The sequence below is a fragment of the Delftia sp. WSY_7 genome, from assembly GCF_043104845.1.
Taxonomy (GTDB): domain Bacteria; phylum Pseudomonadota; class Gammaproteobacteria; order Burkholderiales; family Burkholderiaceae_C; genus Comamonas; species Comamonas tsuruhatensis.
In genome coordinates this window covers 1-18,952 of the sequence record NZ_JBICLB010000056.1, presented here as the reverse complement: position 1 = coordinate 18,952, position 18,952 = coordinate 1, and the positions used below count along the sequence as shown (strand labels likewise).

The following is an 18,952-nucleotide window of genomic DNA, read 5'->3' as shown; positions in this document are numbered from 1 at the left end:
CGAGGTCCGCGCCCGCCACTTGGCCACGGTCTTGGGGTTGATACCGTAGAGCTTGGCCAAGGACCGATGGGAGCCGATCGCTAGCTGGAGTTGTGCGCGGACACGCGGCATCGTGTGGGCGCTACCATGCAGGCAGATGGCCATTGAGCTTTCTCTTTTTCCAGGCTGAAGAATGCACGACGACTTGCTGGGACCGTACATCTTAGTAGCTCTCTTGTACCCGAAATTTCACCGTCAACCGCTGCTTTTACGCTATGCTCAAGACTTCCAAGCGTTTGCAGGTGTCGCTCAAACCTGTGGCCACTTTGTGGCAAGGCATGTGAGCTTCTGAGACATGCGCGCCCTCGGGTTGAAGCACTTTGATCTGGCACACTACCTCGTTGACGCACACCCTTCGGCACGTGTGCGAGGTCACACAGCCGGCTGACTGGAAATCATCCGGAACATCCAACCAGCACTCCATGCGTTTGACGTGTGGAGTGTTTTTTTTCACCCATGGGGCCTTGCCCATGGGCTCAGGCTCCGTCCTTTGGAGCATGAGCACATGATCAAGCTCTCCGGCATCACGCTGAGAGTCAAGAAAATCCGCGGAGGCCGCAACGGCGACTTTTGCGTCGGAGAGTTGTTCACCGACATCGGTGAATTCCGAGTCTTCGACCAGCTGCTCGACCAGTTCGATGACGGCGTCTACAGAGGCACGGCTTGGGTTGAGCGCATCTTCTTGAAGCAGTACATCCACTTCAACAAGTCCATCACTGAGATCCGCGCCGTGCTGCACGATCTTCAGATCGATGACATGGAAGAGAGACCTGCAGAACCCCATCTCGTCGAGGCTGACCCAGCGGATGAAGAGCCGCGAGCCGTTCCGCCACCGCCACTGCCACCTCGTGCGGCACCCGTCAGCACCACGTCGACGCCTCCACCAGGTTCGAGCCCGGCCCAGTCCAGAGCGAATGTGGAAGAGCTCAAAAAGCGCATCCAAAAGCGGCTGGCGAGAGGGGACCAGGCGCAGACAGCTATGACGGTTTCTGACCGCGTACCTGCTGAAGATCCGCAGTCCGCACAAGAGGCGCAGCTGCAGGAGCTTTTCGGGGAGCTCTGGCCGCGAGTGCATAGCCGTGATGCTGTGAAGCTCGACCCGACCGTCGATCGTCTTCGCTTGCGTCAGCAAGTGGCGGCACTGAAAGACCTAGGCTACAGCATGGCAGACATCCAGAGCCAGACCTGGCATCCCATCTGACACTTCAGCCCGCGTAGCGGGTTGTCTCTTGCGCATCGAGCGGTGCTCAATAGACAGCCTGCTGGACCCAATAGGGTAGGGGGCTTTCAAATTGGGGTGGCTGCGACCTGATGCGCAGCGGCTTTGCGATAGTGCAGCCACGGTGAAAGCCAAGCCGTGCCTGTGACCGCGCCTTTCCTTGGTCATCTGAGCTCCACCTGGTGACCGGCCTGCCGCTGGCGGCCAGGAGCATTGTGAAATCTGTGGAACCCGATGGTTTCCCTCAGCAGCTGCAGGTGCGGCTGCTGAGGGAAACCATCCAACCATTTTTAAGATGGTTTCGAGCACATTGAGCCCTGCAAATGTGCAAAGCAGTTCGCTGCTTGGGCATTGCCATCATCACCACCCTTGCGCGGGCACAAGAGCCCGTCAGGGAAGGCGTGCCCGCTCTTTTTTCGGGAGGAGTAGACTCATGGGCATGCCCATCAAACTGAGCGTCTTTGAAGCACTGACCGAAGCTGGCGTCACGCCAGACAAGGCCCGTGCCGTGGAGCGTGAGCTTGAAAACGCCATCCAGACCGGCCAGGATGCTGTGCGTGCAGAGATGCGCGACCAGCTCATGACCAAATCGGATGGCGCCGAGCTGAAATCTCAGATTGCCAATGTGCGAACTGAAATCTCGGCATCTGAGACTCGTCTCAATGCCCGTCTCAATGACCAGCTCCGCTGGATCATCACTACGCAAATTACGGTTGTCGGGCTCGCCATCGCGGCGGTCAAACTTCTGTAGTTCACCTTCTCTTCCACCCTCGGGGACCATCGTCCCCTTGGGCCGGTTGTCCCCATTTCTTTGGAGACAGCCATGTCGAACCCCCAAGTTCTCCCAATCTGGACGGCCGAGCAGCGCGCGCGCACGCATCAAGTGTTCAATCGCTGGCTGCTGGCCTGTACGGAGCAGGAGTATCAGAAGCTGATGGATCTGCGCGAGCAGGTCGCGCCAGGCGAAGTCTGTTCGATCGTCAAGCTGGTCCAGTCGTGCTACGCACGTCCGGAGCTGCTTGCGGGTCTGCCGTCCGGCCTGGTTCAACTGATGCGAGAACGGAATTTGCCGCAGCCTTTTGCTGTCGCATCCGCTGCCGCAGGATAGGAAGCGCATCACGCGCATCGAGCTCCTCGAAGAGGTGGACCAGGTCCAGTTCTTCGACGGGGCTTCCTTCAATCACTCTCAAGCTGGGGCGCGTTTCGGTCATCCGAAAAGTGTCTCACGATTTCAACCTTCCCCCCCAACCCGGATGGGCCGTGTCCCGTCCGGGCGCGCTCGTCCATTTCCCCCCTCTCAAGGAGAAATGTCATGACGCAAACCGAAATCCCAAGCGCAGCCAAGGCAGATGAAACCGTTCAAGTTGGTGCTCTTGCCCGCGCTAGCGGAAAGGAGTATCCGATGGAAATTCTGCGGAGTGCTGCGGGCTTCTACCTCGGGACCTATTCCGAAGATGGTCCGTACACGCGCGAATCAACCCAGTACTGGCCGACCCGTGAGAAGGCCAAGAAGGCATGGGATGAAGGGCGCTGGACACAGCGCACCTATCTCTGACCACCCACCCAGTTCACAGGTCCTCCTGTGGCTGGGACTTTCAATACCTCAACTCAACTTCAACCCGGATGGGCCGTCCCGTCCGGGGGCGCTCGTCCATTTCCCCCAAGGAGAAATGACATGTCGCAAGTTCAATTCGCAACGTCCACACAGTCTGCAATCGCGCCCTTCGGCCTGCTCGCAGCCCAACGCGGAGAGTTCCTGCAGCTGCAGGTGCTGTCCAGCAATGGAGACTTCTACCTCGGTACGAGGTCTGAGCATGGTCCATTCACGCGGGAGTCTGATGAGTCGTGGGCCAGCGAGCGTCAGGCCATCTCGGCCTGGAACTCCGGAATGTGGACCCAGCTGTGATCTACCAGGCAAAGCTTGCTTTGCCATCTTCCAACCAGCCAGCACCAGGGATCTCCCTGGGCTGGCTTTCTTCTTTGAGGAGAGCAGGCCATGGCCCTGATCTTCGCGCGCCTGGCGCGCAACTACATCAAGGCCGGGTACTTCCCGACCGATGAAGAATCGATTGCCCGCATTGCCCATCTGCTGCGCATGCCCGATCAGGGGAACGTGCGAATGCTGGACCCCTGCTGCGGCGAGGGAACGGCCCTGGCCGATGTGCGCCAACTGCTGACCGTAGCACGCGGTGCGGCCGCCGGCGCCGAGGCCTTCGGCATCGAGCTGGACCGCGAACGTGCGCGGCACGCCAAGCAGATCCTCGATCGCGTGTTGCAAGCCGATGTCAACGATGTCATCGTGCGGCCGCGCAGCATGGGTCTTCTGTTTCTCAACCCGCCATACGGCTACGGTGTCTCAGACCAGGCCGCGCAGCGTTCCCTGATTGACGACGCGGAAAAGGCTGAGCGACTGGAACGAACGTTCCTGCGCAAGACGGTGCCCTATCTGGCCTACGGAGGGGTGCTGGTCTACATCATTCCGCACTACGCGCTGGATGACGAGATCCGCGGCTACTTGGTACGCAACTTCCAGGACCTGCGCGTGTTCATGGCACCGGAGCGTCGCTTCAAGCAGTGCATCGTGATCGGCACCCGCTGCCGGCCCACGCATGCCACCAAGGCCGCATTGCAGCCTCTGGTGGACGCGCAGGCCTCGGAGGAGGGCGCACCCTTGATGCCGGACTCGTGGGAACAGGAGCCCTATGTGATACCTGCGCTGCAGGGGGATCTGGAGCTCGACTTTCATGCCGTGCAGATCGATGAAGAGCAGCTGGTCGATGAACTGGCCAAGTACTCTCACAGCCTGCTGTGGGAGGTCCTGCAGGCTCACTTCGCTCAGGCGACCGGCGCATGCCGGCCGCCGCTTCGTGACTTGACACCCTGGCACCTGGCCTTGGCCTTGGCCGCTGGACAGGTCACGGGAAAGATCACAGCCGGCAACGGCCGCACCTTTCTGATCAAGGGCGACACCTACAAGCGCAAGGAGCGCAAGGTCAGCATCGACGTGGACGAGAAGGGCAATGCCTCGCAGTCCACCGTGCTGCTGGACCGTTTCGTCCCTGTCATCAACGCCATCGAGCTCACTCCCGATGCGCGCCTTGGGCAGATCGTCAAGATCGCCTGATTTTTTAACCCCCTGGGGCACCGAGCCCCACGGGCCGGCCGCCTCGACAACCAAGGAGGTGGCCATGCCACGTCAACATCAAACCAATGTGGAGTTCCTCACCGAGCTCATGGAGTACTCGCGTTTCGGTCCGATGGTTCAGGCCTTCGTGATTCATTGCATCGAAACAAAAGCACGCGAGATCGCCGAATTTCCGAATCCTGAATTGTTCGACTCCGACTTCATGTCTGGCCAGTTTTGGCAGGACATTGCGAAGGATGTCGTGAGACAAATGGACGAAAAGTACGGCGCATTGGACCGGACCACGACCCTTACCGACTGAGCAGCAGGTGCTCCATGGCCACGTGCCCGGCAAGCGCAAGCAAGTAGATAAATTTTTCACCCGATGGGGACAGTCCCCATCGTGGGGCCGTCCCTGAACCACAGGAGATGACCCATGGAAATTGAAGACTTGGTGCGGCCCGCCGCCACCATCCCACAGACCACACCCTTTTTTCACGCGAGTCGCTGTGTCACAACGATCGACGTGGACGATCTCATCTGCAAAGGTGAAGTCGATCCGCACGAGCTGCTGCGCCGGCACCAAAGCGGGGATTGGGGGGAGATCCACACGCTCGATCGTGCGCTCAACCAGCACGCGCTGGTCGATCGCGCCATGGTGATGTCCGTCTACAAGGTGGGCGATCACACGATCTGGGTCATCACCGATGCAGGGTGGCAGACAACCACTTTGTTGCTGCCCTACGAGTATTGATGTTGTCCGCGATCGAGACTCTCAAGCAGATTGCAGCGTTGGATCGCCATGGCCTTACCGCCCTGGATGAATCGATGCTGGATCTGCTGGCAACGCTCCCGGCCCTGGTGCCGGACATTCTGAAAACCTTGGACCTGGCCAGCGATGCGCAAGCATCGTTGGAGAACGTCCTCTGCCATCTTGGCAACCGCATGACCGCCGCCGATCTTCGTGCGCGCGACCTTGTGGCCACCGAGCTCCTGCAGTCCCTGCAGGTCCTCTCGGGGCAGCCTGGCAGCAGGCTGCACTGACACCTTTCATCACCCACCCGGGGCAGCAGCCCTCGGGGGAGGCTGTCCCATTTCTTATGGAGATAGCCATGAACCAAACTACACACCTGCCTGCTCCCGAAGCGGTTTTGTCGTTCCAGCAATGGGAATCAGCCGTGATCGAGCTTCTTGTGAAGCAGCCCAAAGGCTGTGCCCTGAAGCTGGGTCAGCACGGTGCGATTCTGCTGGTAATGGGGGAGCTTATTTACCTTGAGACAGGAGACGATGTAAGGGATGGCGGCAGCTGCGATTCATCGGCCTGGGACGAAGAAAACGCTGCGTCTTGCAAGCGGGCTCTGTATGCCCGAGAGCTCTTTCAGCGGTGCACTCCCGAACAGGTGGAGTCGCATGAGCTGGAGATCCTCAACTTCTTCCTGCAGCGGCAGCCACATCGAGATCCAACCTATACAGACTTCGCCCGTCTCGTTCGTGCGGTGCTCATTCGGCATCCTGCCGGCACTGCCTTGCAAGTGCCTGGACACCTCGACTACATCCTGGTCGGTGGTCTGCTCAGCTGTATCGAGAGCCAGTCCAGCATCGACGGCATTTGCTTGCGAGATGCCAGCGACTGGTCCTCGATGGAGGCTGATCTGAAGGCACTGATTGCGCCAAAGTTCATTCAGCGGTTCACCGCCGAAGAGTTGGAGGCGTACCTGCAGGAAGAGCCATCGACGTGCAGCAGGTTCGCACTGTCGGCGCCAGTGGATACCTCTCGCATGAGTGCACTGGAGTACGAATGCGCGGTGATGGAGTTGCTGGTCGGACATCCCAAAGGCACGGGCCTCAAGGATGCGCGTGGAGCGATCTTCATTATCGATGGCGAGCTGATGCACGTCGCGGAGGGCAAGGAACTCGATGATGCAACCGACTGCGATCCCGAGGCCTGGGGCGACACAGATCCAGCACCGGATCTCGAAGCCCTGGCGCGCGCTGAGCTCGTGCAGGTCTTCTCTACTGCGGACGTGATCGCCTTCGAGCGCACACGGTCGTCTTAACCACCTTTCAGCATCGCTGAATTCACCCAAAACCGGCTACAGCCGGTTTTCCAGAGCTTGCCAAGGGGTGAGCTGCGGAAAACCGTTTGAACTACTCAAAAAGAAGTTTAAGGCGCGCTGAGCCTTGCAAGCGCGCAGGTCGCAAGACTAGGCACCTACAGCGGTCGGACTGTCCTCACGAGGGGAGGTCAGCCACTCTCTCCACCATCTGTATCGCCGGACGACACGTCCTTTTGGGGACACGCGCTCCGCAGTTTAAAAGCATCCCACGTGCAGAATCACGGCCCAACATAAGGTCAGTTAGTGACCAAACGGTTGCGGCCGGATCTCTTGGCTTCATATAGCAGGCTATCGACACTTCGATAAAGGGCCTCGCTGCTTTCATTTGGATAGGCCAGGCGCCCGCCGATACTTATAGTTAAATGCTCAGCGGTCGTCGAAGCTAGATGTGGAATGCGTAACTTGCAAACTTCGCGCCGAACCTGTTCTCCGATCTTCGCTAGCTGATCCTTCTCCAAGTCGTACAACAATATTGCGAACTCTTCACCGCCCAGGCGTACCGCCATATCCATGGGGCGTCTGACGAAGCGTTGCAGCAAGCCTCCCACCTGACGCAGCGTTTCATCTCCTGATTGATGTCCGTAATGATCGTTGTAGGCTTTGAAGTGGTCGATATCCAGCATTAGTAGACCGAGACTGCGCTGCTCGCGTCTGCTCTGGAGTCTAGTGAGCTCCAGGTGCTTGGTGAAACTTCGGCGATTGTTCAGGCCGGTGAGAGCGTCATGGCCTGATTGCCATTGAAGCAGTCGTAGCAAGAGGAACTGTTCTCGCTGAGCATGATCGCGAATACAGCCCCCCAGTGCACAGACGATGAGTGCCAAAACGTACATGAGGCTCAATCGCAAATGAGCATCGATGTCCTCCAACAACCAGATGCCTGGACACAACACCAATGGCACGCTCAACACCGCGATCAGCAGGCTAGTGCGCAAGGAAAGACCGAGTGGGAAGAATAGTGCTATGGCCATGATCAGTAGGACACTGTTGGATATCGCAGTGCCCATCCGGTCGTAGAGTAGAACCGCCAGGTTAGTGCTCAAAACCATGCTTAACAGCATTGTTGCCACGACAACTGCGCTGTAGCGTTCGCGCCGAGGCCGGAAAAGCTCAGCGACCAGCAGCGCAAGTATCAAAGCTATTGATACACGTATGGCTAATAGTGCCCACAATTCAAGTTCGTAGGCGGGAAAACGTTCCCATATTGAGAGTCGTAGTTCGTCAATTAAAGTGAAAGTCAGCCATATCGCAAGTGCTAAAAGGCTGGCCATCCGCTGGTAGCGAGCTTGTACCTTGTGAAGGTAATTGAGGTACTCCTGCTCCAAGGATTCATCGAAGCGAAGAGTACGAAAGCCTCGGCGAAGCTGGTCGGCATAGATGTTGTTCTGGAGTGGGTCCAAGGCGTTGTAAAGGTGCTCCATGTCATCTCCCGCATGCATTGGGGTTGACGCGTAAACGTCCGTCCAACACACCTTGCATAACTCAGGCCGGCTTCATCTGATATGGCCACAGATACTCGATTTCACTTGCCCGCTGCGTCATGCGCCGCGTCAGCACACCTTTGAATTTGGCATGCTAATCATACCGATTCACGCGCGCTGACTGCATCAGACCCATCAACGCCGCACCACGCTGACACGATCTGCATTGACGATCTATCCCCTGAAAGCGGCCACAGCCGGTTTTCCGGAGCTTGCCAAGGAGTGAGCTGCGGAAAACCGTTTGAACCACTCAAAAACGGTTTTAGGCGCGCTGAGCCTTGAGAGCGCGCCGGTTGCAAGACCAGGCATTTCTCCAACCACCCGTGCGGGCATCGTCCCGCAAGGGCGGCGCTCGCTCTCTCAATCCACCTTGAAGGAGCATTTCATGCGTACTCACTACAGCCACTCCACACGCGATGGCCACAGACTCGTCACCATCATCGACCTGGGCGGCGCCCGCGAGCTCGACATCAGCACCCGCAAGGGACTCGGAGGCGCACTGGAGTCCCGTGCCTCGGTCCACCTTTGCTCCGGAAACTCTCGCCGCCACGTGATTGGTTTCAACGGCGATGGCGACTTCAATCGCCTCTTCCTTTCGACCAGCCCCAAGCGTGTCACCGAGAAGGTGGCCCGGGAACAGCACACGCTGATCGTGGCCCAACTCGAATCCATCAAGCTGGCCGTGGAAATGCACTATGCGGCTCAGGAACGCAAGGAGCCTGCACATGCATGACCTTGAAGTTGCTGCTCGCGGCGTGGTGAACACCTGGGAACAGGGCAACCTGGCCCAGGCCGTCAGTGCTCTGGACTGTTCGCTGCAGGACCAGAACCAATGGCGCTTGGACTATGCAGTGGCCATCGCCCGGGCGCGCGAGATCTACTGTTCCGAGACCTGCCTGATTGACACGCTTCCACTGGTGGCGCCCTCGCAAGAGGGCACCTTTGTAGCGGCGTGGCTGTGGGTGCCAAACCCTCGCTGATCCAACTTTCAACCCATGTGGCGCAGCCCCGCATGGGGCTGCTCCGTCTTCTCTGGAGCATCTCTTGAAACCACACCGCAGCCTTTACCGCATCGAGGGCTACGCCGACCTCTGGGTCGATGCCTGCCTGCGCAACGACGAAGGCGAGCTCATGTTCCTGTCGTTCTACGGCCGCGATGCTTCTGCCATGCAGTTCATCGCGGCCGCCGAGCTCGGCAGCCAGGCTGAAGCCGGCATCAGCCGCTTCAGCCTGGTCGGCGCCGGCGGCCAGCGTCAGCTGGTGGACCTCGGGCCTACCGACCGCCTGGCCAAGTTCAGCGGCCGGCTGCCACGCCAAAACCTGTTCGGGCCGCTGAGCCACCTGTGGCTCTACGACAAACGCCTGCGTGCCCTGGACAAGGCAAATCGCATCGGCTGGGTGCTGGCCACCACTGGTGACATCGAGGCGCGTGTGTGGAGCCTTGTCAAGGAACTGGCGCCCATCGCCTTGCTCGACGCCTGGCAGCAGCCTCTGCTGGCCTGGTGTCAAGACAAGGGCGCTGTGCACGAGCTCGGCCAAGGTCTCTATCCCCGCATTGGTGAACTGCGAGCGCTGCGCGTGAGCATCACCGACCACTTCATCCGGCACGTCAGTGCCGGCGTCCGCGAGCGTCTGCTCGTCGCCTGAACCATCCTCGTGAGTCCTGCCTGGCAGCGCGCCAGGCCTCGGGCTCACCTTCTCAACCACCCACCAGGGCGCGCCGCTGTTCTTCAGCGGTGCGCCCTTATTTTTTGGAGCAAATCATGGAAGTTTCCACACCCACCACAGCCGTCCTGGAGCAGGACACAACTACCGTTGCACCTGTTGCAGCATCGGATGCCACGGGCGAATTCGGCCAGATCGAGGGCGAGGACTTCCTGGCCGATGTGATCAGCGAAACCATCCCTCTGGGAGATTTCATCCGCGAGTTCGGCCAGGGCCTGCTGGACCAGGTGCGTGCCCAGCATCCGCCCGTGTACATGCCTGAGCGAGAACGCCAAACAAGCGTTTGGAAGGATCGCCAGGAGATCCTGCAGGGGCTCAAACGCAAGCCGTTCGACGCGCAGTCGGAGGCTGTCCAGGCCATCGTCAAGCTGCTGGCCGACCAGGGCGAGCCTGCGGCCGTGCTGAACGCCGAAATGGGCACGGGCAAGACCATGATGGCTATCTGCACTGCCGTGCTGCTGCAGCGCCTGCAGCAGCGCAATCCACGCACGTTGATCATCTCGCCGCCCCACCTGGTCTACAAGTGGCGGCGCGAGATCCTGGAGACCGTGCCTGGTGCGCGCGTGTGGGTGCTCAACGGCCCTGACACCCTGCGCAAGCTGCTGGCCCTGCGTTCGCGCCTGGGCCTGGATACCACGCAGCCAGAGTTCTTCGTCCTGGGTCGCGTGCGCATGCGCATGGGATTCCATTGGCGGCCGGCATTCATCGAACGCAAGCTGCTGATCGAGGGCCAGGTGTTCTCTGCCGCGTGCTGTCCCAACTGCATGCGGCCGCTCGAATCCAAGGGGGAAGAGGGCGAGACGCTGCCGCTGTCTTCGCCTCTGGCCAAGCAGCTGCTGAGCGAACGCCGGCGCAAGTGCGACAGCTGCAGCTCCACGCTGTGGACGCTCATCCGTAGCGGCAAGCCCATCCAGTCCATGTACGACCTGGTGCTCGACGCGCTGCAGCAGCTGCCGACCATCGGGCCGGTGGCAGCCAAGCGCCTGCTCAAAACCTTCGGCGAGAAGACCTTGGCGGCCATGCTGGAGGACAACGTTTACGAGTTCGTGAACTTGATGGACGAGAACGGCGAGCTGGTGTTTTCCGACCGACAGGCAAAGCGCATGGAGCGGCGCCTGGCCAACTTCGAGTTCTCGATAGGGCAGGGGGGCTATCAGCCCACCGAGTTCATCAAGCGCTATCTGCCCAAGGACTACTTTGGGCTGCTGGTGGTCGATGAGGGCCATGAGTACAAGAACGAGGGCTCTGCTCAGGGTCAGGCCATGGGTGTGCTGGCCAGCCAGTGCTCCAAGGTGCTGCTGCTGACGGGAACGCTCATGGGCGGCTATGCAGACGACCTCTTCCATCTGCTTTGGCGGATCAACCCGGCCGCGCTGATCGAGGACGGATTCAAGCCGTCCAAGAATGGCTCCATGGCTGCGGCGACGATGGGTTTCATGCGAACGCACGGCGTGCTCAAGGACGTGTACAAGGAGTCGGCCTCGACCTCCCACCGCACGGCCAAGGGCAAGCAACTCTCGGTGCGCACATCCAAGGCCCCGGGGTTTGGCCCTGTGGGCATCATGCGGTATGTGCTGCCCATCACGGTCTTCCTGAAGCTGCGCGACATCGGGCAGAAGGTGCTTCCGGCCTATGCCGAGTCTTTCATCGACGTGCAGATGCAGGAGGACCAGGCCGAGGCCTATCAGGTCATGGCGCTCAAGCTCGTGCAGATGCTCAAACAAGCACTGGCCATGAAAGACAGCACGCTGCTGGGCGTGGTCATGAACGTGCTGCTGGCCTGGCCAGAGTGCTGCTTCAGGACCGAGACCGTCAGGCATCCCAGGACGAAGGCGCTACTTCATCTGCAGGCACCTGTCTTCTCGGAAACCGAGTGCACGCCCAAAGAGCAAAAGCTGATCGAGCTGTGTTTGGAGGAGAAAGCACAGGGCCGCAAGGTCCTGGTCTATTCCATCTACACGGGCACACGCGACACCACCGCCAGGCTGCGCATGCACCTGGAAGCACGGGGCTTCAAGGTCGCTGTGCTGCGCGCCAGCGTGGACGCATCAAAGCGAGAGGACTGGGTGGCTGACCAGGTTGATCGCGGCGTCGACGTGGTCATCACCAATCCCGAGCTCGTAAAGACAGGCCTGGATCTCCTGGAGTTCCCGACCATCGTCTTCATGCAGTCCGGGTTCAATGTCTACACGATGATGCAGGCGGCCAGGCGCTCATGGCGCATCGGCCAAAAGCTTGACGTGCGCGTGATCTTCCTGGGCTACGCGGGCACCAGCCAGATGGATTGCCTGCGGCTCATGGCCAAGAAGATCACGGTGTCTCAGTCCACCTCGGGCGACATGCCGGAGTGTGGCCTGGACGTGCTCAACGACAATGAGGGCGAGAGTATCGAAGTGGCCCTGGCCAGGGAGTTGCTTGCAGCCTAGTGCACTGTGCACTAACAATAAAATCCTCGGCAGGAAGTTCCTGCCGAGGATTTTATTGTTGACCTATAGACTTTAGAGGTTAATGCAAGCAGATGCAACCTTGTTTATCCATGACTCTGTGTACACGCCAATTTCATACAATTCCTTGATATTTATTTCTGAGAGCTCATTTGTTTTATTTTTGAAGGGTGTAAGTATATCTGTGTTATTTTCGATATAGCACGATGGGATGTGTAAGCTTGCAAATTTTATTTTGTACCCAGAATTCATTAGCGTGGTGAAATTATTATATCCGCAAAATGCAATTTTTGTAAGATGAGGGACATCGAGGCTTTCTATTATCCTCATAAGTTGATTGGCATGTTCTTGTGATTTTTTGCCCCAGTCCTTTTTATACCCCGCAGTAGCCAGGGTTGTAGAGATAAAGATTTTAAACTGCTCACCTGATTCGGGTGCTTTCGGCATGCAGCGAGTTAAAAGCAAAAATAATGCTCCGATATCGCGAAATTTCATAGCATTACGCATCCTTTTCTTTAGCTGCTTTTCCTCAGCTCCATCCCCCATAGTAAAGAAATAAGGAGTTCTCTCAATGCTCCTGTTAATATCATCAAATACTGAAGGGGGTGTATTAAGAACAATTCGAGTGAGCGTCGCGACGATCCTAGCAACCAGATGTATATCTTTGCATCGTAGTTGATTTGCAACAAGATGTGAGCAGACGGAATAATCTGTGAGTTCCGCGTTGTAAAGAAAAGAAAGATTTTTATTAGTAAGATCTATTAATTTTATCTCTGGATCTTCTGATCTTTGAATAAGCTCTATTCCTGCTAAAAGTTCTTGAGCGGTGGCTGAAGCCTCGAGTATAGCTATTGCACTAACAGGAGCACGTGCTATATGCCGCCGTTCGGGAGTCATAAATCTAATAAAAATAATGGGCTTGGTTGACGGTTTTCCAGAAGAATTAAAGACAACCCCTGAACTTGCAAACGCCCCCCATTTTTCACGAGGTATCCCTAAATCCCCTTTTTGGTCATAATACTTCGACGGACGAAGTGTTCGCAGGTAGTCTGAATATTTTTTGGCGGGGTAGAAATCCGTCTCATCAATAAACTCAGATTTTTGGCAAGCAGCAGCGGCAGCGAGTTTGCTTAGGTGCTCGAGTCCGAAAATAGTAGAGCTAAAATCGATGAAGTGCGTATATTCATGGACAAACAAGCTTAGAGCGTCTTCAATATCAAAATAATCTTTGTTACTGATTTCTGATGCTGGTTCTGTCAATAAGTAATTAGCTGCCGCTTCGCCATCCTTTTTGCTCACTTTATCTAAATGCAAGGTGTAAGTTTGATAGTCGAAATGAGCTCTTGTATCGATTTGGCTGAATAAATTGTAGTAATCGTGTTCTTCAATTTTATGTTTTATCTGTATCAATTTTTTTTTATCCATGGTGAATATTATTTCTTTCTAAAATTTTTAATAATTTAAATAATTAACATTGGCTGTTAGATGCCTTGATGTCAGGTCCGCCCCTATATTGCAATAATAATCCTTCCAAAATATAAACGTAGTAGTACAATAAATCGTCTACATTTCCCGATTGCTAAGGTGCAACGATTTTCGATCACAAGTAGATCTAGTCAAAGATCACCATCTCGGGAATTTCATAGCGAAACCCAGTTTACGATGCTGGAGTGTCCAGTCCCGCTGTGAGATGATCCGGACGAATTCTATAGCGGCTTGGATCTTTTTCACATGCCTCGCAAATCGCCCGGAATGATGTCTTCCACCTGAGCGCCTTCAAGTGCTTGCCGAAGTTGTAGTTTTGAACGAAGGCCTGGACATGCTCCCGTAGCTGCTCCAGCCCCTCGTACTCGTAGGCCTTGATCGTGGATTCCTTGATGGTCCGGTTCATGCGCTCGACCATTCCGTTCGTCCAGGGGTGGTACGGCTTGGTATGCCTTTTCTCGACGCTATTGAACTTACAGATGCGCTCGAAGATGTGATCGATGCATGTGTCGGTGACGCCGCCTCTGAAGCGTTCTTGTCCCGTAAAGGTCGTGCCGTTGTCCGTCAGAACGGTATGTATGCGGTATGGGAAGGCCACAAGCACCTGCCGAAGGAACTGTGTTGCATTGGCTTTCGTGGCCCTGTCAAAGAACGCGACATGCGTGAATTTTGTGACATATGTTGTTTGCCGCTGGAGATCTTCATTTCGGCGCTGTCGATGTGCACGAAGCCGAGCGTCGTTTCTTCAAACTTTCCGTGCCTTCGTGGCAGGTGCGTTGCGGCTTGTCGGCTGATTCCGTGACGCTGCAGGCATCGATGCAAGGCGCTGCGGCTGAGCTTGGGTGCTGTCTCCAGGAGTTGCCCCATGAGATCGTCCAGCGATAGATGCCCTTGCTTGCGCAACGCAATCGCCAAGTGTTCTTGCTCTTGGGAAAGATGCTGACTTGCTCTGCCCCGAGGACCCATGGGCTCATCGAGCACCGAGGTGCGCACACGCCACTTGGCCACGGTCTTGGGGTTGATGCCGTAGAGCTGGGCCAAGGACCGATGGGAACCGGTCGCTAGCTCTAGCTCTGCGCGGATACGCGGCTTCGTGCGGGCGCTGCCATGCAGGCGGATTGCCATAGTGCTTTCTCCTGTTCCAGGCTGAAGAATGCACCATGACTTCCTGGGACCGTACATCTTATAGCGCATTGACCAAAAGCTCGACGTGGGCGTGATCTTTATGGGCTACGCCGGCATGAGCCAGACGGATTGCCTGCGGCTCATGGGCAAGAAGATTACGGTGCCTAGGGCGAGATGCCCGAGTGCGGCCTAGAAATGCTCGATGACAATGAAGGCCAGAACATCAAAGTGGCTCTGGCCAGGGAGTAGCCGGCAGCCTAGCAGTGCACTGAGTACAAACAAAAAAACCGACAGGACCTTCCTGCCGGGGCTTTTTTGTTATTGTTGCGTCTTGTTGTAGCTGTCTGCTTTTTAGCGTAGAGAACATGAAAGATTTCAAACCACACGCCACTAATGCTGAAGCCGTTTTTCAAGTAGTCAAAGATGCAGTCAACGTAAAAGATGCAATTATTGTTCTTGATACAAATGTATTGCTTGCACCATACCGCTCAAGTACAGAGGGATTCGAGGCGATTATAAAAACATACGCAAAACTAAGAGATCAAAAGCGGTTATTCGTTCCTGCACAAGCCGCAAGAGAGTTTGCTAAGAATAGACCATCTGTTCTGACTCAAATTCACAAATCAATCGAAGATGCACGTGCAATTTCAATAAATGGAAAATTTGAATATCTCCCTATTCTTGAAGCAACAGATGAATATAAGGAGGCGTCAAATAATTTAGAAGAAATTAAGAAGATTCTGAAGAACTTCAAAAATAAAGTACAAGATTTAGCCGATAAAATTGCTTCTTGGAAAAATGACGATCCAGTGCTTCAGGCCTATAGGCCTTGGTTTGATTCGTCTGTAGTTATTGAGCAAGCGGAGGAAAGAAATAATATACAGAATGCAAAAAAACTTCGCTTTGATGCTGGAATACCACCGGGAAATAAAGATGCTAATAAAGAGGATGGAGGAATAGGGGATTTAATTATTTGGGCTACAATTCTCGATTTGGGAAGAAGTAAAAAAAAGGATTTGATATTTGTCACAGAAGAAACCAAAGGAGATTGGTTCCACAGATTCGGAGAGCATCGATTATTTCCAAGATATGAGCTAATCGAGGAATATAGCGAGGCCTCTGGTGGCTGCAGCTTTGATATATTCAATCTTTCATCTTTATTGAAAAACATGGGAATTGATGAGGCGGTTGCTGATGAGTTTTTGATTCCCTCAGGTGACGGATTGACAATAAATTTTGCAGACCCACTGCGCTTCCCTGTTTATCGCAAATTGATTAGTCAAATGGGTAATTTAAACTATGATCTAGGTTCCTCGAATGATAAAAATGTGGATTATATTTTATATGTAGATGGTTCCAGAATCGCTTTGGTAATTATAGATGCAAGCGTGCTGCCATCTGCAACTATTTTGGGGTCGTACTTAAGCAATGCAATTGATAATATAGTGCAGTATGACGAAGTGGTTTTTATATTTGCAGGACGAGATGAAGAAATTGCATCATTAACTAAAATAATATCAAGAAGTCAAATGCACAATAGCTTTAGCTTTATTCTTATGGTCCTATCTGAATCGGAAGTTAGAGTTGTGGCAAATAACTCCCAACATTCCATTTTGCATAAAATTTGCGATTTGTATTAATTCTTACTAGCTCGTAAAGACAGGCCTGGACCTCCTCGAGTTCCCGACAATCGTCTTCATGCAGTCAGGCTTCAATGTCTACACGATGATGCAGGCGGCCAGGCGCTCATGGCGTATCGGCCAAAAGCTTGACGTGCGCGTGATCTTCCTGGGCTACGCCGGCACCAGCCAGATGGATTGCCTGCGGCTCATGGCCAAGAAGATCACGGTGTCTCAGTCCACCTCCGGCGACATGTCGGAATGTGGACTGGACTTGCTCAACGACAATGAGGGCGAGAGCATCGAAGTGGCCTTAGCCAGAGAGTTACTTGCAGCCTAGCAGTGCACTGAGCACAATACAAAAGCCCCGTCAGGTGCATCCTGCCGGGGCCTTTTTTCAACAACAATTTTCATGAAATTGTGATGCCAGATTTTTAATCAGAATAATTATTATTTTCTGATTTAACAACTTAAGTTAATACAATGAAAAATTTTAAACCATACGATGCTAATCCTGGCAACGTTTTTCGACTGGTTAAGGACAAGCCAAATTTTAAAACAGCAATTATTGTACTAGACACTAACGTGCTTTTGGCCCCATATCGCACCAGTACAGAGGCATTGGAAGCTATTATCGGTGCATATAAAGAACTAAAAGAACAAGCAAGACTCTATATACCAGCTCAAGTTGCACGAGAGTTTGCAAAAAATAGATCGACTGTTTTAACAAATCTACATAAGCAAATTGGTGAAGCAAAAACTATTTCGATAAATGGAAAATGGGAGGTCTTATCTATATTATCATCCACTGCAAAATCTAAAGAAGCTTCAGAAATATTTAATGAGGCTAGGGCGGCATTGAAGAAATTTAGACAGAAAATTGAAGAATTAGAAGCAGAAATTTCTTCTTGGCAGAACGATGATCCTGTATTGTCAGCGTATAGGCCATTATTCGTGGATGATATTATCATTGACTGCGATATTGAAATTCCAGAAATGCAGAGTATAAGAAAATCGAGATTTGAAGCCAACATCCCTCCTGGGAATAAGGACGCTGCTAAGGATGATGGTGGCGTTGGCGATGTTTTAATTTGGGCTACTATTCTAAAGATTGGAAAAAAACATCGTCAGGACTTGATTTTTGTAACTGAAGAGAATAAATCGGATTGGTTTCACAAGGCTGGAGAGCATAAGCTCTTTCCAAGATACGAGTTAGTTGAAGAGTATTTTCGAGCATCTGAGGGGCACAATTTTGGAATTCAATCCCTTTCCTCTATGCTTAAAATGATGGGTGCGGATAAGCTATTGGTGCAAGAAATGGCTACTAATGAGATTGAAGAAATCAACGTCACTAATAGTTTGCCTTGGCTCAATAATGTTGTAATTAATAAACTTCTAAGTTTAGCTAGTTTAAATAACTATAATGCAATTGCAGCTGAAAAGGGTTTTCTGGGTTATGAATTAAAGAGCAAAGATGAATTAATCTTGGCATCAATATTCAATATTGAACACCCAAATCCGTTGGATGATTTGCGCATGCATTTTTCGTTCATCAGTGGTTATTCAAGCGCATACTCGGAAATAATCATATTTTGTATTGGCAAGGACAGCGCAACAAATAGAATTGCGGATCATCTGCGCAGATCAAATCTGATAAATTCTAATATAAAATTTATTGTTATTAGGTTTTATAACTATAAGCCAATTGTTTTGTTGAATACATGCAGAGATGATACTTTTCATTATGTATTTCCAGAGGTTGATCCACCGGAGCTTTAGCATTTCACTACGCAATAAGGCCCGGCAGGTTGATCCTGCCGAGGCTTCCTCACGATATTATTCTGCGTGTGCTGCAATATCTCTCAGCTCCTTAATGCTTGAAGCATCGTGAATAAGCGAAAGAGCACTTGCTAGATCAATCTTCTTGTGTTTCAGAAGATATTTCAAGCTTTGAATAAATGGGGAGCTACCGACGCCTATGCGTCTTTGCTGACTAAGAAAGTCTTTCTCAAAGCTTTGAAGCTCTGTTCCATCACTTTGAGGCGACAGCATTTTCTCAACTGTTTCTGCCAGCAAGGTGACACCATTTTGTTTTGCTGTGAAATCCATGATTTCAAAAGCTAACGATTTAGCGTGCGAGTTAGTAGTTGGCAACAAGGCCTGAGCCAGTACGCCTACTACGTTTGTCGCAAAAGCCAGTTTTTCCCCTTGCGTATCCAGAAATCCCAAGGCTTTTCTGATTGCGCCCATGGCATTGGCTGCGTGTATGGTGCCAAAGACCAGGTGGCCTGATTCGCCTGCACGCACGGCAGCCTTCATAGTCTCTGCGTCGCGGATCTCACCGATACTCAGAACGTCCGGAACATATCTGAGCGCTTGTTCTACCGCATTTGCGTAACTATCGACATCGTTCCCCACCTCGCGGTAGGTAAACCGCGACATCCGCGCCTTGTATATGAACTCAATGGGCTCTTCGATGATGACGATATTGGATGATCGTTGCTTATTGATCTGATTGAGCATTGCTGCAATGCTTGTGCTCTTCCCTGCGCCTGTGCGCCCAGTCACCAGAACCAA

The 18,952-nt window shown here is 53.7% G+C and carries 19 protein-coding genes and 2 pseudogenes; 17 read left to right on the top strand and 4 right to left on the bottom strand.

Going from position 1 to position 18,952, the window contains the following annotated elements; genetic code table 11:
• Positions 1–544 precede the first annotated feature (544 nt).
• The 10 genes from ACF8ME_RS28915 to ACF8ME_RS28870 all read left to right on the top strand — a co-directional run bounded on the left by ACF8ME_RS28915 (position 545) and on the right by ACF8ME_RS28870 (position 6,439).
• Positions 545–1,240 (top strand): DUF3275 family protein, encoded by a 696-nt coding sequence (locus ACF8ME_RS28915; RefSeq protein WP_392419287.1) that lies wholly within the window; start codon positions 545–547, stop codon positions 1,238–1,240.
• 451 nt (positions 1,241–1,691) lie between these two features.
• Complete coding sequence (locus tag ACF8ME_RS28910) at positions 1,692–2,009, top strand: hypothetical protein (protein ID WP_160853633.1); 318 nt, start codon at positions 1,692–1,694, stop codon at positions 2,007–2,009.
• Positions 2,010–2,081: 72 nt separating this feature from the next.
• The gene (locus ACF8ME_RS28905) at positions 2,082–2,366 is read left to right on the top strand and encodes a hypothetical protein (RefSeq protein WP_392419286.1); all 285 of its coding nucleotides are present in this window, start codon (positions 2,082–2,084) and stop codon (positions 2,364–2,366) included.
• Between the two features lie 204 nt (positions 2,367–2,570).
• The gene (locus ACF8ME_RS28900) at positions 2,571–2,813 is read left to right on the top strand and encodes a hypothetical protein (protein ID WP_141832070.1); all 243 of its coding nucleotides are present in this window, start codon (positions 2,571–2,573) and stop codon (positions 2,811–2,813) included.
• Between the two features lie 120 nt (positions 2,814–2,933).
• Positions 2,934–3,164, top strand: coding sequence for a hypothetical protein (locus ACF8ME_RS28895; protein ID WP_392419285.1), 231 nt, complete (start codon positions 2,934–2,936; stop codon positions 3,162–3,164).
• Between the two features lie 90 nt (positions 3,165–3,254).
• Positions 3,255–4,382 carry a DUF6094 domain-containing protein gene (locus tag ACF8ME_RS28890; protein ID WP_392419284.1) on the top strand — a complete coding sequence of 376 codons (1,128 nt, stop codon included), beginning with the start codon at positions 3,255–3,257 and terminating at the stop codon, positions 4,380–4,382.
• A gap of 64 nt (positions 4,383–4,446) precedes the next feature.
• Positions 4,447–4,704, top strand: coding sequence for a hypothetical protein (locus tag ACF8ME_RS28885; protein WP_392419283.1), 258 nt, complete (start codon positions 4,447–4,449; stop codon positions 4,702–4,704).
• Between the two features lie 114 nt (positions 4,705–4,818).
• Positions 4,819–5,136 carry a type I restriction endonuclease subunit M gene (locus ACF8ME_RS28880; RefSeq protein ID WP_392419282.1) on the top strand — a complete coding sequence of 106 codons (318 nt, stop codon included), beginning with the start codon at positions 4,819–4,821 and terminating at the stop codon, positions 5,134–5,136.
• Positions 5,136–5,426, top strand: coding sequence for a hypothetical protein (locus ACF8ME_RS28875; RefSeq protein WP_392419281.1), 291 nt, complete (start codon positions 5,136–5,138; stop codon positions 5,424–5,426). The genes ACF8ME_RS28880 and ACF8ME_RS28875 overlap by 1 nt, the downstream gene beginning before the upstream one ends.
• 68 nt (positions 5,427–5,494) lie before the next feature.
• Positions 5,495–6,439, top strand: coding sequence for a hypothetical protein (locus ACF8ME_RS28870; protein ID WP_392419280.1), 945 nt, complete (start codon positions 5,495–5,497; stop codon positions 6,437–6,439).
• A gap of 296 nt (positions 6,440–6,735) precedes the next feature.
• On the opposite strand, the gene ACF8ME_RS28865 is transcribed toward ACF8ME_RS28870, so the two are convergent.
• Positions 6,736–7,917 carry a diguanylate cyclase domain-containing protein gene (locus tag ACF8ME_RS28865; protein WP_392419279.1) on the bottom strand — a complete coding sequence of 394 codons (1,182 nt, stop codon included), beginning with the start codon at positions 7,915–7,917 and terminating at the stop codon, positions 6,736–6,738.
• A gap of 445 nt (positions 7,918–8,362) precedes the next feature.
• Here ACF8ME_RS28865 and ACF8ME_RS28860 point away from each other — a divergent pair, with 445 nt between their 5' ends.
• The 4 genes from ACF8ME_RS28860 (at position 8,363) to ACF8ME_RS28845 (ending at position 12,128) form a co-directional block, all read left to right on the top strand.
• A complete protein-coding gene (locus ACF8ME_RS28860) occupies positions 8,363–8,710 on the top strand; it encodes a hypothetical protein (protein ID WP_392419278.1) in 348 nt (115 codons plus the stop codon).
• The gene (locus ACF8ME_RS28855) at positions 8,703–8,957 is read left to right on the top strand and encodes a hypothetical protein (RefSeq protein ID WP_392419277.1); all 255 of its coding nucleotides are present in this window, start codon (positions 8,703–8,705) and stop codon (positions 8,955–8,957) included. The genes ACF8ME_RS28860 and ACF8ME_RS28855 overlap by 8 nt, the downstream gene beginning before the upstream one ends.
• Positions 8,958–9,021: 64 nt before the next feature.
• The gene (locus tag ACF8ME_RS28850) at positions 9,022–9,624 is read left to right on the top strand and encodes a hypothetical protein (RefSeq protein ID WP_392419276.1); all 603 of its coding nucleotides are present in this window, start codon (positions 9,022–9,024) and stop codon (positions 9,622–9,624) included.
• 116 nt (positions 9,625–9,740) lie between these two features.
• Positions 9,741–12,128 carry an SNF2-related protein gene (locus tag ACF8ME_RS28845; RefSeq protein ID WP_392419275.1) on the top strand — a complete coding sequence of 796 codons (2,388 nt, stop codon included), beginning with the start codon at positions 9,741–9,743 and terminating at the stop codon, positions 12,126–12,128.
• A gap of 72 nt (positions 12,129–12,200) precedes the next feature.
• Here the strand turns inward: ACF8ME_RS28845 and ACF8ME_RS28840 are convergent, their stop codons facing one another.
• Positions 12,201–13,571: a hypothetical protein gene (locus ACF8ME_RS28840; RefSeq protein WP_392419274.1), complete on the bottom strand. Its 1,371-nt coding sequence runs from the start codon at positions 13,569–13,571 to the stop codon at positions 12,201–12,203.
• Positions 13,572–13,803: 232 nt separating this feature from the next.
• A pseudogene (locus tag ACF8ME_RS28835) lies at positions 13,804–14,756 on the bottom strand (integrase core domain-containing protein).
• Positions 14,757–15,121: 365 nt separating this feature from the next.
• Here ACF8ME_RS28835 and ACF8ME_RS28830 point away from each other — a divergent pair.
• The 3 genes and pseudogenes from ACF8ME_RS28830 (at position 15,122) to ACF8ME_RS28820 (ending at position 18,154) form a co-directional block, all read left to right on the top strand.
• On the top strand, positions 15,122–16,396 hold the full coding sequence (locus ACF8ME_RS28830) for a PIN domain-containing protein (RefSeq protein ID WP_392419273.1): 1,275 nt from the start codon (positions 15,122–15,124) through the stop codon (positions 16,394–16,396).
• 10 nt (positions 16,397–16,406) lie between these two features.
• Positions 16,407–16,715: pseudogene (locus tag ACF8ME_RS28825) on the top strand (helicase); the annotation flags it as partial.
• A 143-nt stretch (positions 16,716–16,858) separates the two neighbouring features.
• Positions 16,859–18,154 carry a PIN domain-containing protein gene (locus ACF8ME_RS28820; RefSeq protein WP_392419272.1) on the top strand — a complete coding sequence of 432 codons (1,296 nt, stop codon included), beginning with the start codon at positions 16,859–16,861 and terminating at the stop codon, positions 18,152–18,154.
• Positions 18,155–18,211: 57 nt separating this feature from the next.
• Here ACF8ME_RS28820 and ACF8ME_RS28815 read toward each other — a convergent pair.
• The coding region (locus ACF8ME_RS28815) for an ATPase, T2SS/T4P/T4SS family (protein ID WP_392419271.1) at positions 18,212–18,952 on the bottom strand (741 nt) is incomplete at its 5' end.

Bases quoted from the DNA above. Each gene is read 5' to 3' on its own strand.
- ACF8ME_RS28915 (WP_392419287.1), top strand. From the start codon at position 545: ATGATCAAGCTCTCCGGCATCACGCTGAGAGTCAAGAAAATCCGCGGA.
- ACF8ME_RS28910 (WP_160853633.1), top strand. From the start codon at position 1,692: ATGGGCATGCCCATCAAACTGAGCGTCTTTGAAGCACTGACCGAAGCT.
- ACF8ME_RS28905 (WP_392419286.1), top strand. From the start codon at position 2,082: ATGTCGAACCCCCAAGTTCTCCCAATCTGGACGGCCGAGCAGCGCGCG.
- ACF8ME_RS28900 (WP_141832070.1), top strand. From the start codon at position 2,571: ATGACGCAAACCGAAATCCCAAGCGCAGCCAAGGCAGATGAAACCGTT.
- ACF8ME_RS28895 (WP_392419285.1), top strand. From the start codon at position 2,934: ATGTCGCAAGTTCAATTCGCAACGTCCACACAGTCTGCAATCGCGCCC.
- ACF8ME_RS28890 (WP_392419284.1), top strand. From the start codon at position 3,255: ATGGCCCTGATCTTCGCGCGCCTGGCGCGCAACTACATCAAGGCCGGG.
- ACF8ME_RS28885 (WP_392419283.1), top strand. From the start codon at position 4,447: ATGCCACGTCAACATCAAACCAATGTGGAGTTCCTCACCGAGCTCATG.
- ACF8ME_RS28880 (WP_392419282.1), top strand. From the start codon at position 4,819: ATGGAAATTGAAGACTTGGTGCGGCCCGCCGCCACCATCCCACAGACC.
- ACF8ME_RS28875 (WP_392419281.1), top strand. From the start codon at position 5,136: ATGTTGTCCGCGATCGAGACTCTCAAGCAGATTGCAGCGTTGGATCGC.
- ACF8ME_RS28870 (WP_392419280.1), top strand. From the start codon at position 5,495: ATGAACCAAACTACACACCTGCCTGCTCCCGAAGCGGTTTTGTCGTTC.
- ACF8ME_RS28865 (WP_392419279.1), bottom strand. From the start codon at position 7,917: ATGGAGCACCTTTACAACGCCTTGGACCCACTCCAGAACAACATCTAT.
- ACF8ME_RS28860 (WP_392419278.1), top strand. From the start codon at position 8,363: ATGCGTACTCACTACAGCCACTCCACACGCGATGGCCACAGACTCGTC.
- ACF8ME_RS28855 (WP_392419277.1), top strand. From the start codon at position 8,703: ATGCATGACCTTGAAGTTGCTGCTCGCGGCGTGGTGAACACCTGGGAA.
- ACF8ME_RS28845 (WP_392419275.1), top strand. From the start codon at position 9,741: ATGGAAGTTTCCACACCCACCACAGCCGTCCTGGAGCAGGACACAACT.
- ACF8ME_RS28840 (WP_392419274.1), bottom strand. From the start codon at position 13,571: ATGGATAAAAAAAAATTGATACAGATAAAACATAAAATTGAAGAACAC.
- ACF8ME_RS28830 (WP_392419273.1), top strand. From the start codon at position 15,122: ATGAAAGATTTCAAACCACACGCCACTAATGCTGAAGCCGTTTTTCAA.
- ACF8ME_RS28820 (WP_392419272.1), top strand. From the start codon at position 16,859: ATGAAAAATTTTAAACCATACGATGCTAATCCTGGCAACGTTTTTCGA.